This window comes from Corynebacterium sp. p3-SID1194 (assembly GCF_025144155.1).
Taxonomy (GTDB): Bacteria; Actinomycetota; Actinomycetes; order Mycobacteriales; family Mycobacteriaceae; genus Corynebacterium.
Window position 1 is genome coordinate 72,538 of the sequence record NZ_JALXWY010000001.1, and the last position, 12,845, is coordinate 85,382.

General features: G+C 62.2%; 10 protein-coding genes. 8 read left to right on the forward strand and 2 right to left on the reverse strand.

Going from position 1 to position 12,845, the window contains the following annotated elements:
* Positions 1-123 precede the first annotated feature (123 nt).
* From secD to M3G19_RS00410, 5 genes are read left to right on the forward strand one after another with little or no spacing between them, the layout of a single operon-like run.
* Complete coding sequence (gene secD / locus M3G19_RS00390; protein ID WP_259899785.1) at positions 124-2,202, forward strand: protein translocase subunit SecD; 2,079 nt, start codon at positions 124-126, stop codon at positions 2,200-2,202.
* A 2-nt stretch (positions 2,203-2,204) separates the two neighbouring features.
* Positions 2,205-3,482 (forward strand): protein translocase subunit SecF, encoded by a 1,278-nt coding sequence (gene secF / locus M3G19_RS00395; RefSeq protein ID WP_259899786.1) that lies wholly within the window; start codon positions 2,205-2,207, stop codon positions 3,480-3,482.
* A gap of 49 nt (positions 3,483-3,531) precedes the next feature.
* Positions 3,532-5,328, forward strand: coding sequence for an ABC transporter substrate-binding protein (locus M3G19_RS00400; protein WP_259899787.1), 1,797 nt, complete (start codon positions 3,532-3,534; stop codon positions 5,326-5,328).
* Positions 5,329-5,331: 3 nt separating this feature from the next.
* The gene (locus M3G19_RS00405) at positions 5,332-5,910 is read left to right on the forward strand and encodes an adenine phosphoribosyltransferase (protein WP_210573493.1); all 579 of its coding nucleotides are present in this window, start codon (positions 5,332-5,334) and stop codon (positions 5,908-5,910) included.
* A gap of 28 nt (positions 5,911-5,938) precedes the next feature.
* Positions 5,939-8,215 (forward strand): bifunctional (p)ppGpp synthetase/guanosine-3',5'-bis(diphosphate) 3'-pyrophosphohydrolase, encoded by a 2,277-nt coding sequence (locus M3G19_RS00410; RefSeq protein ID WP_210573492.1) that lies wholly within the window; start codon positions 5,939-5,941, stop codon positions 8,213-8,215.
* A gap of 110 nt (positions 8,216-8,325) precedes the next feature.
* On the opposite strand, the gene M3G19_RS00415 is transcribed toward M3G19_RS00410, so the two are convergent.
* Positions 8,326-8,685, reverse strand: a complete 360-nt coding sequence (locus M3G19_RS00415; protein ID WP_259899789.1) for a hypothetical protein — start codon at positions 8,683-8,685, stop codon at positions 8,326-8,328.
* A 375-nt stretch (positions 8,686-9,060) separates the two neighbouring features.
* Positions 9,061-9,960: a peptidylprolyl isomerase gene (locus tag M3G19_RS00420; RefSeq protein WP_259899790.1), complete on the reverse strand. Its 900-nt coding sequence runs from the start codon at positions 9,958-9,960 to the stop codon at positions 9,061-9,063.
* Positions 9,961-10,069: 109 nt separating this feature from the next.
* On the opposite strand from M3G19_RS00420, the gene tpx reads away from it, so the two are divergent.
* Genes tpx through hisS form a run of 3 tightly spaced genes read left to right on the forward strand, consistent with a single transcriptional unit; the run spans position 10,070 to position 12,618 of the window.
* On the forward strand, positions 10,070-10,570 hold the full coding sequence (gene tpx / locus M3G19_RS00425) for a thiol peroxidase (protein ID WP_259899792.1): 501 nt from the start codon (positions 10,070-10,072) through the stop codon (positions 10,568-10,570).
* Between the two features lie 42 nt (positions 10,571-10,612).
* Complete coding sequence (locus M3G19_RS00430) at positions 10,613-11,281, forward strand: MBL fold metallo-hydrolase (RefSeq protein WP_259899794.1); 669 nt, start codon at positions 10,613-10,615, stop codon at positions 11,279-11,281.
* Positions 11,282-11,292: 11 nt separating this feature from the next.
* Positions 11,293-12,618: a histidine--tRNA ligase gene (gene hisS, locus M3G19_RS00435; protein WP_259899795.1), complete on the forward strand. Its 1,326-nt coding sequence runs from the start codon at positions 11,293-11,295 to the stop codon at positions 12,616-12,618.
* Positions 12,619-12,845 lie beyond the last annotated feature (227 nt).

The following is a 12,845-nucleotide window of genomic DNA, read 5'->3' on the forward strand; positions in this document are numbered from 1 at the left end:
GGCTGGGGAAGAGACGACAGAAGCACAACCACCTTGCACGGGTAGCCGTAGCCGTCACCGCGCAACTGCGGGGAACGTAGCCGCCTGAGGTGGATAAAGCAGGTTAACGAGGAGAGCACGTACGTGACTTCGAAAACGTCAGGCAGGCGGTCAGCCCGAGAGGGAAGATCGAAGCGAGCGTGGCCTAAGCGGGCCATTGCGCTATTCGCACTCATTTTGGTGGCCACTTATGCCCTTATCTTCTTGACGGGCGACCGTGAGGCGTCGCCGAAACTGGGCATCGATCTTCGCGGCGGCACCCGTGTCACGCTCGTCCCGCAAGGGGAGGAGCCCACGAAGGATCAGCTGGACCAAGCGCGCACGATTCTTGAGAACCGCGTCAACGGCATGGGTGTCTCCGACGCATCTGTCGTCGTCGACGGCAACACGCTGGTGATCACGGTCTCCGGCGAGGAATCCGCCGACGTGCGCAATATCGGCCAAACCTCCCAGCTGATGTTCCGCCCGGTCGCCCAGCCGACCCAGCAGGCCGACCAGGTCAACTTCCCGAAGGTTTTGGAAGACATGGCGAACCGCTGGGTCGAATACCGCGTCATCACCAAGGAAGAAGCGCAGTCGACGATGCAGACATTCGCCGACACCTTCAACCAGCAGGCCGAAGCGATGAAAAAAGCTCAGGAGGAGCAGGGCGAGGAAGCCGCCACCGAGATAAACCTCGAGCCGATCGAGGCACCGGAGATCACCGCCGACCCGAAGCCGGAGCCGGAAAACTCCCTCGAAGCATCGGATCTGCGCAAGGAAGCAACGGCGATGCTGCGCGAGGACCGCCAGTCCGATGACATGACGAAGCTTCAGGCGGCATCCTGGCTGATGAAGTGCACCCCGGCCGACCCCGAGAAGCCGGCGCCAGTGGACCCGCTGGCGGGCACGGACGATCCGAAGCGCCCGCTCGTGGCCTGCGATCCTAGCCAGGGCCAGGCGCTGCTGCTCGACCCGGTGCCGCTGCTCCAGGGCGTCGAGGACGAGGACGGTCCGCGTCTGACCGGTAGCGAGATCGACACCAATCGCCCCATTACTGGTGGCATCAATCCAGAGACCGGCCAGATGGAGATCAACTTCGCCTTCAAACAGGAAGGCGAACATAATGGTTCTTCTACCTGGGCAGCGCTGACCGCAGCCATGGTTGGTCAGCAGGTCGCGATCACCCTGGACTCCCAGGTGATCTCCGCACCGCAGATCAAGTCGCCGACGCCGGTCGGATCTGCAACCTCGATCACCGGTCAGTTCAGCCAGGAAGAAGCCGAGAACCTAGCGAATAACCTGCGTTACGGCGCACTCCCGCTCTCCTTCGCTGGTGAGAACGGTGAACCGGGCGGCACCGCGCTGACCGTTCCGCCGTCACTCGGTGTCGCTTCCCTGAAGGCGGGCATCATTGCGGGCCTGGTCGGTCTGGCACTCGTTGCCATCTTCGTCTTCGTGTACTACCGCCTCTACGGCCTCATCTCCCTGTTCACTCTGGCGACCGCAGGGTTGCTCGTCTACGGCGCGCTGGTCCTGCTGGGCCGCTGGATCGGCTACACGCTTGACCTGTCCGGCGTCGCCGGTTTGATCATCGGTATCGGTACCACCGCCGACTCCTTCGTTGTCCTCTACGAGCGCATCAAGGACGAGGTGCGTCGCGGCAGAACATTGCGCTCGGCGACGCTCAACGGTTGGGATCGCGCGAAGGAAACGATCGTCACAGGCAATATGGTCACCCTGATCGGTGCAGTCGTGATCTACTTCCTCGCCGTCGGCGAGGTCAAGGGCTTCGCCTTCACTATGGGCCTGACCACGATCTTCGACCTGCTGGTGACATTCCTGATCACCGCACCGCTGATGATCCTGGCTTCGCGCAGCTCGTTCTGGGCTAAGCCGTCCGTCAACGGCATGGCCAAGGCCTTCGAGGCCGGCCGCGGCAAGACCGTCACAGCGCGTCGTTCCAAGCGGAGCGCGGACGCAGAGACCGAGTCCGATGCTGCACGCGCTACCGAGACAAAGCCGAGCGAAGCGTCCACCATCACCACCACGTCGACGAGCAACGCCGCCACCGGTGGTTCCACCGTTGCGACTCTGACCGCCGCGGATACTGTCACAGCAGTAGATGAAGACGAAGACACCGATACCGCCACGCCCACGGCAACCAGGAAAGAGGAGAAATAATCATGACCACCTCACTGAACGCCGCAGCTGATTCGTCGGCAAGCAACGACGCTGCGAAAGGCACTGCCGTAGCGGAACACGAGACCGCAACGCACACGAAGGGCATCGAGCGCCTTTACGAAGGCAAGGGCGCGATCGACTTCATCGGCCACTCCAAGCTCTGGTACATCATCGCCGTGGCTCTGGTGGTCATCTCCGCGGCGGCGATGCTGCTGCGCGGCTTCAACCTCGGTATCGATTTCGAGGGCGGCACCAAGATGTCGATGCCAGCCGGCGAACTCGTCGTCGAGCAGGTTGAGGAGACCTTTGTCGACGCAACGGGCGTGACGCCCGAGCTGACCCAGATTGTCGGCGCGGGTGATTCGCGCACGCTGGAGATCAATTCCGAGCACCTGTCCCAGGAGCAGATCGACAGCGCACGCGAGGCGATTTACAACGCCTACCAGCCGAAGGACGCTTCTGGTGAGGCGACACCGGACGCGATTGGCGATTCCACGGTGTCCGAGTCGTGGGGTTCGACGATCACGAACCGCATGCTGCTGTCGATGTTGATCTTCCTCGTCACCGCCGCGATCTACGTCGCCCTGCGTCTGCAGCGCAATATGGCGATCGCTGCTATGGTCGCCCTGCTTTTCGACGGCGTGGTCATCATGGGCATCTACTCCCTGTTCGGCATCGAAGTCACCCCGGCCATGATCATCGGTCTGCTGACCGTGCTGACGTTCTCCCTTTACGACACCGTCATCGTGTTCGACAAGGTCAAGGAGAACACCGAGGGCGTGCTCGATTCGCGCCGTTCGACCTATGCGGAAGAGACCAACCTCGCAGTCAACGAGACATTGATGCGCTCGATCTCGACCTCAGTGATTTCGGCGCTGCCGATCATCGCGCTCATGATCGTCGCTGTGTGGCTGCTCGGCGTGGGCACCCTCCAGGACCTCGCACTGATTCAGCTGATCGGTGTCGTGGAAGGCGTTATCTCCTCCCTGTTCCTCGCCAGCGCCCTGCTGGTCACTCTCACCAACGCGCAGAGCCAGTACAAGGAGCACAACAAGAAGGTCGCTGACTACCGCGCGGGCAAGAGCGAGAGCGAGCTTATCGACGACACCTCTGCCCCCACCGAGTCCTCCGCTTCCGAGCAGGACGACGACGTGGCTGAATCGGTGTCCGCGAAGCGCACTGTGACCTCCCCGCGTTCTTCTTCTCGCCTTGACGCTGAAACGCACGCGACGGAGCCAGCACGCCAGTCCGCCGCAACGTGGCGACCGAACCAGAAGTAGTGCACCGTGGCAAGTAGATGAGGATTAGACAGGGCGAGAGGAGCACACCGTGAGCACCCCCATGAAAACCACGGCGGGAAATCGGACGCGACGAAAGAATTCTGTGCGCGTTGCCGCCCTGCTTACCGCAGCAGCCACCTTCATGGCGGGGTGCTCCGATTCTGAGCAGGAGCCCACGGACAAGACCGCCCTGGATTATTTCGGGTACCAGCTGCCCGTTCCGCTGATCACCACGAATGCGGCGACGAAGATCGGCGATTCTTTGAAGATGCAGCGTCTTTCCGGCCGCATGTTCCCGGGGGCATTCATTCCCGGGCCGTCCGGTCAGCGCATCCCGAATACTGATCTTGTGTCCACGCAGGTATTGCCGGGCCCGCAACGACAGGTCATTTACACTTTGTCGGATCAAGCCGAATTCTCCGACGGTGTGCCGGTGACATGCGACGACTATGCCCTCGCTTTCGCCGCCGGTTCCAACCCGGATGTCTTCTCCTCTCACATGCCGCAGATGGAGCAGGTCGAGCGCGTCGACTGCACACCGGGCTCCAAGGAATTCACCGTCGTCTTCCAGCCGGGCAAGGGCGGCCGCTGGCGCGAGCTTTTCGGTGCCGGCACGGTGCTTCCTGCCCACGCCATCGCTAAGCGCCTCGGCATGGAGACCGCCGATTTCACCACCGGCCTCCAATCCGGCAACCCAGATCTGTTCGCCCGCACTGCCGAGGTGTGGCGCTTCGGTTACGGCCTCCGCAAATTCGATCCTGAGCTTCAGGTGTCTTATGGCCCGTACAAGATCGAATCGATCGGGGAGGAGGGCGAGGTCGTCCTCGTCGCCAATGAGAAGTACTACGGCGACGCCCCCGAGGTGCCGAAGGTCGTTGTGTGGCCGGCGTCCAAGGATTCCGCGGAACTCCAGGAAGCAGGCGCGCTCATGGTCGGTGACCTGAGCGATCACAATCCGGATTGGTACGAGGCTCCGCCTGAGCCCGATCAGGGTGCCAATGCCGACGATGTGCGCACGGGCAAGGACGGCAAACAAGCAGATGCCTCCGAGGCGAGCGCAGCGGGGGAGACACCTTCTGACAATGGAGCGGACTCGGGCTCCCCGGAGAGCCACCAAGAACTACAGACCGTCATCGGCGAGATGACCGACACGCTCGTTTTCGCCGATGCGGGTTCGTGGGCGTATCACGACAACCGGCAGGCTCTGGCCAAGTGCATCGACATTCGGGCGGTGGCGGAGGCGTCGTCACGCGAAGCTGGCATCGAGCTCCCGCCGTCGCCCGTGCACGTGCTCACCCAGAATGACCCGATGTCGCGTCGCCTCGCCGATATTGCGGACCCGCACCTCGGCGTCGATATCGAGGGTGCCAGCGTCGCCTCTGGACTTGAGCTGCACGTCGGTTACAACGCGCCGAATAAGCGCATGGCTGCCATGGTCGAAGCGATGAAGAAATCGTGCGAGCCCGCCGGCATCACGATCACTGACGTCACTGCCAACGGCAAGACACGCGGCGATCTCCTCACCGAGGAGCCGACCTGGAATGAGCAAGGCGAGCTTGACCGCGGCGGCAAAATCGATGCGTTCCTCGGCGCCGTCGACCCGATGATGGAATACGAATCCGCGACCTCACGCTCCGAGGAACTCCAAAGCCTCCGCGCGGAGGAAAAACGCCTGTGGGACGAGGTGCCGTCTATTCCGCTGTCTGCTCAGCCGCGCACCTTCATCGTGGACAACAGCATCAAGAACGTGGTGGTCTACACTGGCCCTGTCGGGATCGGCTGGAACATGGACCGCTGGCACGTTCCCGGTTTGGAACCCACACCGGAACAGAAAGACGACAAGTAGACCATGACTTCCCCAGAGAACTCTGTTCAACCCACGTACCGCACCGCCCGCGAGGCATTGGCCGAGAAGATGCGCTATGTGCAGGACTTTCCTGAAGAAGGCGTGCTTTTCGAGGATCTGACGCCGGTGCTCGCTGACGGCGCGGCTCTGAAAGTCGTCATCGCCGAGATGGCGGAGGCCTCCAAGAACCTCGGCGCCGACATGATTGGTGGCCTCGACGCGCGTGGCTTCCTCCTCGGCTCAGCTGTCGCTTACGACATGGGCCTCGGCATCCTGGCGATCCGCAAGAAGGGCAAGCTGCCGCCGCCGGTGATCAGCGAGGAATACTCCCTCGAATACGGCACCGCCGCGCTGGAGATTCCTGCGGAAGGCATGAATATCGAAGGAAAGCGCATCGTGCTTGTCGACGATGTCTTGGCCACCGGCGGTACCCTTCACGCCGCCCGCGATCTGATTGAGCGTGCAGGCGGAATCGTTGCCGGTTGCGTCGTCGTGCTCGAGGTTTCTGGCCTTGGTGGCCGCGAACGCTTGGACGGTATTCCTTTGGTCGTTCTGAACCAAAGTAACGGCGACGCAGCATAGAACTGACCGTGTGGCTTAAAGTGGGCGCATGACGTCCCAAGATCGATCGCAGCGGCGCACCACCGGTTCGTCGATGCGCAGTGTGTCGGCCAGGCTCGCCCGGTCGCTCACCGGTGGGCGACCGAAAACTAACCCGGTCATCGAGCCGCTGTACTCGATCCACCGCAAGTACCACCCGAAGGCGAGCGTCGAGGACATCTCGCGCGCCTATGAGACGGCGGAGCGCCTGCACGAGGGCGTGCAGCGCAAGTCCGGCGACCCGTACATCACCCACCCGCTGGCTGTGTCGACGATCTGCGCTGAGATCGGCATGGACACGACCACGATCATGGCCGCGCTTCTCCACGACACGGTAGAGGACACCGAATACTCCCTGGACGATCTCACGAATGATTTCGGCCCGGAGGTCGCCCGGCTTGTCGATGGCGTGACCAAGCTCGACAAAGTCGCCCTCGGCGCCGCTGCTGAGGCCGAGACGATCCGCAAGATGATCGTGGCCATGTCGCAGGATCCGCGAGTGCTCGTGATCAAAGTCGCCGACCGTCTGCACAACATGCGCACGATGCGCTTCCTGCCGCCGGAGAAGCAGCAGAAAAAAGCGCGTGAAACCCTCGAAGTCATCGCTCCGCTGGCGCACCGCCTCGGCATGGCGTCAGTGAAATGGGAGCTCGAGGACCTCGCATTCGCGATCCTGTACCCGAAGAAGTACGAGGAGATCGTCCGCCTCGTCGCTGAGCGCGCCCCCTCGCGTGACCGGGCTCTGAAAGAAGTCACCGGTGAAATCCAGGCCGAGCTAAAGCAGAACGGCGTCAAGGCCGAGGTCATGGGACGCCCGAAACACTACTGGTCGATTTACCAGAAAATGGTGGTCCGCGGCCGCGACTTCAACGAGATCTTCGATCTCGTGGGCATTCGCGTCCTGGTGGATAATGTCAGCGACTGCTACGCCGCCATCGGTGTCGTGCACTCGCTGTATTCGGCGATGCCGGGGCGCTTCAAGGACTACATCTCCAACCCGCGCTTCGGTGTTTACCAGTCACTCCACACCACCGTGATGACGGATTCCGGCCGCCCGCTGGAGATCCAGGTGCGCACTCATGAGATGCACTACAACGCCGAATTCGGTGTGGCCGCCCACTGGCGGTACAAGGAAACCAAGGGCTCCCACAAGGGCGACCAGGCTGAGCTGGATCAAATGACGTGGATGCGTCAGTTGCTCGACTGGCAGAAGGAAGCGGCGGATCCGAACGAGTTCCTTGATTCCCTGCGCTACGATCTCACCTCCGCGCAGATCTTCTGTTTCACCCCGAAAGGTGACGTGATCAATCTGCCGGCGGACTCGACTCCCGTCGATTTCGCCTACGCGGTGCATACCGAGGTCGGCCACCGCTGTATCGGCGCGAAGGTCAACGGCAAGCTCGTCGCCCTTGAATCCACCCTCAAGTCAGGTGACCGTGTCGAGGTCTTCACGTCGAAGGACGCGAATGCGGGCCCATCGCGCGACTGGCAAGACTTCGTTGTCTCACCACGCGCCAAGAGCAAGATCCGCCAGTGGTTCGCGAAAGAACGCCGCGAAGAGCACCTCGAGGCCGGTCGCGATGCCCTTGCTGCCGAGGTCCAGCGCGGCGGTTTGCCGTTGCACCGCCTCTTCACGGCTGACTCGATGAACAAGGTGGCTACTCAGCTCCACTACGACGGTGTCGATGCCCTCTACACCGCGATCGGTTCCGGCCAGACCTCTGCGAAGCACGTGGTCAGCCTGCTGGTAGAGATGTTCGGCGATGAGGACGACGCCGTCGACGCGCTTGCCGCACGCGCGCCCATCGCGGAGCTCAAAACGCCGACGCGTACCGACGGCCCTGGCATCCTCGTCGAGGGTTCTCCTGATGTGATGGCCAAACTGGCCCGGTGTTGCCAGCCCGTGCCCGGCGATGAAATCTTCGGCTTTGTCACCCGTGGCGGGGGAGTGTCCGTCCACCGTGTCGATTGCACCAACGCAGAGAAACTCAAACAGGAACAAGCCCGACTCATCCAAGTGGAATGGAACAGCGGTTCCCGACAGGGCGCGTCCACGGCGACGATGCAATTGGAAGCACTCGACAAACAAGGCCTGCTGGCTGAGCTCACCCGAGTTCTCAACGAGCAGAAGCTGCCAGTCATTGCTTTCAACCACCACTGCGACGATGACCACATCGCCACTGTCCGGTTCACTTTCCAAGTCTCCGACACCAAGCAGTTGGGCACGCTCATGAACCAGGTGCGCAATATCGAGGGTGTCTTCGACGTCTACCGCGTCAACGCTTAGCCGATAACGCGGACTCGACGCACTCTGATTTAGGGCCCTAAAGACGCGAAAACCGCCACGACGCAACGTCGCGGCGGTATTGGCGTGTGAGCTAGATGCTCGGAGCAGCCTTAGAACGGCAGCTTGAAGTTCTTCTGAGCGAAGGTGACCACGGAGCCGACCAGACCCAGGACCGCGGTGAAGACGCTGATCCAAGCGGTGATGGCCTTCGGATCCCAGTCGCCGTTGTCGTCGGAGGAGTTAGCCTTGAGCTTGGCGCCGAAGGACTTGTCCTCGTCCTTCTTGTCTTCGTCCTTCTTGCCCTCGGACTCGCCGTCTTTGCCCTCGGACTCGTTTTTGTTGTTGTCCTCAGTGGTGACGTTCTCGTCCTTTGCCGGCTCGTCGGCCGCGAAAGCCGGAGCGGCGACAACGCCGGAGACGGAAACGGTGGCAGCGGTAGCAGCAGCGAGGATGCTCTTGCGGATCTTCATGAATGTCCCTTTCAGAAAGAAGCTCTCAATGACGTGGAACACTCTACAGCTGGGGTATAGGGGCTGCAAGGGTTTCCACGAGCGCTTTTCCAGCTAGGAGCAGCATTTCTTAGCTTCTTATTAAGTATTTGAATGCAAAAGGTGTGACTATTGGGGCGTGAGGGGCACGACTGTTGGGGGACTTCTCACGCGCTTCGAGTGAAATATTTGTACAGACACACAGTTGAAGCGGGAAATATAGCGAAGGGGGAGGGGGCCTCGTCGATAAACTGTGCGTGCGCTGGCTGTTGTTGCGGTTATCTTAAGCTTCGGCAATGAAAAACCGCCTAATGTGGTGAATATCACACTAGGCGGCAGGTGCTTATGAGTGAAGGGCTACGCGACGGACGCGCTGTTGATCTTCACTTCCTCCTTCGGGGCGCCGTCACCCGGATTCGCCATCATGGCCTCTTCCTCGGTTTCCGGCTCAGCGATGCCGGCCTCCGCGATCTTGTCGAGGGTGGCCAGGCCTTCCTCGTTGATCGTGCCGAAGTAGGTGTAATTGGGAGGGAGCGGGGACTCGCCATAGTTCAGGAAGAACTGCGAACCATTCGTGTTCGGGCCCGAGTTCGCCATGGCGATGCTGCCGCGCTCGTACAGAACATTGGCGTTCTTGCTCTCAGCTTCATCGTCGACCGGGTACTCGTCCGCGAACTGGAAGCCCGGGCCGCCACTGCCGGTACCGCTCGGATCGCCGCACTGCAGAACGTGGAGGCCCTCAGTGGTCAGGCGGTGGCACACAGTGTCGTTGTAGTAGCCCTCCTCGACCAAGTACTCGATGGCGTTGACTGTGCACGGTGACACGGAACGGTCCAAGGTCATGCCGATGGGGCCAGCGGAGGTGTCGAGGGCGACGTCGACGGTGCCCTCCGTCGATACGCCTTCAGCTTCGGGCAGGCCCTTGTAGAACTCGCCGTTGCCGTCCTCGGTGTACGTGCAGGTAACGGTCGGATCGAGCGGGGTCGTGCGCTTCTTATTCAGCGCGACGGGCTCCACCTCTTCCTGCTGCTCCTGCTCTTTCTGCTCGTCCTGTTTATCGGCTTCCTCCTCGGCAACGACATCCTCGTCGGAGCCCCAGGTGGCAGCCAAGTAGATGCCGCCGCCGACAAGAGCGATGACCAGCAGCGCCATGGCCGCGATCGACCAGGGCTTGTTCTTCTCTTTGCGGTCGCGTGCCTTGAGCTCGCGGTCGAGTTCCTTCAGGGCGTCTTTGCCGCGCTGCGCGTTATTGCTCACGGACTTCGGCCTCCATCAGTAGGTGTTGGTGGTCAGATGGGTAATTACAGTATCAGTACTGCACCACATACCAGTGCGTGCGGCCGGGCCTTTATTTATGCTGGGCGCTATGGCTGATATTTCTTTCCGCAATGAACCGACCACCACCTCCGGCGAACTTCCGGCCGTTGGTGAGAAGCTGCCGTCCTTCGAGCTGGTAGGCGGTGATATGAATACCGTCACTGACGCTGACTTCGCTGGCAAGCGCATCGTGTTGAATATCTTCCCGTCCGTGGACACCGGCGTGTGCGCGCAGTCGGTGCGTCGCTTCAACGAGCTCGCAGCTGGCCTCGACAACACCGTGGTGCTCTGCGTGTCCAAGGACCTGCCGTTCGCGCAGCAGCGTTTCTGCGGTGCCGAGGGCATCGACAATGTCGTCAGCGCGTCCGCATTCCGTTCTACCTTCGGCGAGGACTACGGCGTGATCATGGAAGGTTCGCCGATCAAGGGCCTGCTCGCGCGCTCCGTGGTGGTCACCGATGCCGACCACAAGATCATCCACACTCATCTCGTCGACGACATCGCCGACGAGCCCGACTATGACGCTGCCGTAGAAGCACTGTCGAAGTAATTTCCGGCGGCATGGTCGCGCATGCCGTCTACACTGGCGGCCATGCAGATCGCAGGATTCACCGCAGGGCCGTTCGGCACCAACACCTACGTCGTCATTGCGTCGGCGGACTCCGCCTCGGGCTCCAAGCCCGAGGCTTTCGTCATTGACCCGGGCAAGGATTCCCACGCCCAGGTCATGAAGATCGTCGAGGAAGCGGGTGCGGAGCTCGTCTCCGTCGTGCTCACCCACGGCCACATCGACCACACCCGTGACTGCGCCGAGTTCGGTGTGCCTGTCTACATCCACCCCGACGATGAAGTGATGCTCGATCCGCAGTGGGGCGCGCCCGGCGACTTCGGTCGGATCTTCGAGGTCGACTCCATGAAGCAACCCGAGGACCTGCGGCACCTTACAGCGGGGGAGACCATGACGTTCGCGGGCATGGACTTCCGCATCGTCCACGCTCCGGGGCACTCGCCGGGGTCGTGCCTGCTCATTGCTGCCTCCGACGAGCAGGTCGTCTTCGCCGGCGACGTGCTGTTCGCCGGTTCCATCGGCCGCACGGACCTTCCACTGGGTGACCCGGCCGCGATGGACCGCACCCTCGCCGGTCCCGTGTGGGATCTCGACGATGAGCTCACTGTTCTGCCCGGCCACGGGCCTGCGACCACAGTGGCACAAGAACGCGCCACAAACCCGTATCTCAGCGCCGCAGGCCGTTCGCGCTAAGATCGACCGGCGTGAGCGATACCCAGCAGAAAGCCGAGAAGTTCCAGCCCCTGTCCGCGCCGAAGGGGGTGCCGGACTATGTGCCGCCGGCATCCGCGACCTTCCACGCGGTCCGTTCCGAGTTTGTGAATCAGGCGCATCTCGCCGGGTACCAGCACATTGAGCTGCCTGTCTTCGAAGACACCACCCTCTTTGCCCGCGGCGTGGGGGAGTCCACCGACGTCGTTTCTAAGGAGATGTACACCTTCGCCGACCGCGGCGACCGCTCGGTCACCCTGCGCCCAGAAGGCACCGCAGGCGTCATGCGTTCGGTGATCGAGCACAATCTCGATCGCGGCCAGCTGCCCGTCAAACTCAATTACTACGGCCCGTTCTTCCGCTACGAGCGCCCGCAAGCCGGTCGCTACCGCCAGCTGCAGCAGGTCGGAGTCGAGGCGATCGGCGTCGACGATCCGCTTCTCGACGTCGAGGTCATCGCCCTCGCCGACCGCTGCTACCGCTCCATTGGCCTCACCGGGTTCCGCCTCGAGCTGACCAGCCTGGGAGACCGCAATTGCCGCCCGGCCTACCGCCAGAAGCTCCAGGACTTCCTCCTCGATCTGCCGCTGGACAAGGAGACCCGCCACCGCGCCCAGATCAACCCGTTGCGTGTACTGGACGACAAGCGCCCGGAGGTCCAGGAGATGACCGCTGATGCTCCGCTCATGCTCGACCACTTAGACGCCGAGTGCCGCGAGCACTTTGAAACCGTCACCGGCTCCCTCGACGACCTCGGCATCGAGTACGTGATCAACCCGCGCATGGTCCGCGGCCTGGACTACTACACCAAGACCTGCTTCGAATTCGTCCATGACGGCCTCGGCGCACAGTCCGGCATCGGCGGCGGCGGCCGCTACGACGGCCTCATGGCGCAGATCGGCGGCCAGGACCTCTCCGGCATCGGCTTCGGCCTCGGCGTCGACCGTGCTGTCCTCGCCCTCGAAGCCGAAGGCGTCACCCTCGATGGGGTCGACCAGCGCGTCCAGGTTTATGGCGTCGGAATTGGCCCCGAAGCGACCAAGAAAATGGCCACGCTTATCGACGAACTCCGCCACAACGGCATCTCCGCCGACATGGTGTACGGCGGCCGCGGCCTCAAGGGCGCTATGAAGGGGGCGGACCGCTCCGGCGCTCACACCGCACTCGTCCTAGGTGACCGCGAGCTCGAAGCCGGCGAGATCACCGTGAAGAATCTCGAGAACCAGTCGCAGAAGACTGTCGCCCTCGATGCCGGTGCGATTATCGACGCGATCTTCCTCCCAGAGGACGATACCGTCCCAGAGGTCACGGAACGCTAGGGCGGCAATCGGGCCCGCCCTTTATTGGGCCCCAGCGGCGTTTTGATCGCCGGCCGCGAGACGGTCGTCGGCCCTTTGTTGGCCACCAGCCGTGTGGCGGCCGCCGACCGCGGTCAGATTCCCGAGTGGATCTTCCTTCATCTCGCCGGGGATCGGCTATCTGTTTCCCCAGGTCAGTTTTGGTTGACATGGAAGCAACGTCGTCTAAATCCACCCTGCGCCCAGAG

Bases quoted from the DNA above. Each gene is read 5' to 3' on its own strand.
- secF (WP_259899786.1), top strand. From the start codon at position 2,205: ATGACCACCTCACTGAACGCCGCAGCTGATTCGTCGGCAAGCAACGAC.
- M3G19_RS00410 (WP_210573492.1), top strand. From the start codon at position 5,939: ATGACGTCCCAAGATCGATCGCAGCGGCGCACCACCGGTTCGTCGATG.
- M3G19_RS00415 (WP_259899789.1), bottom strand. From the start codon at position 8,685: ATGAAGATCCGCAAGAGCATCCTCGCTGCTGCTACCGCTGCCACCGTT.
- M3G19_RS00405 (WP_210573493.1), top strand. From the start codon at position 5,332: ATGACTTCCCCAGAGAACTCTGTTCAACCCACGTACCGCACCGCCCGC.
- M3G19_RS00430 (WP_259899794.1), top strand. From the start codon at position 10,613: ATGCAGATCGCAGGATTCACCGCAGGGCCGTTCGGCACCAACACCTAC.
- tpx (WP_259899792.1), top strand. From the start codon at position 10,070: ATGGCTGATATTTCTTTCCGCAATGAACCGACCACCACCTCCGGCGAA.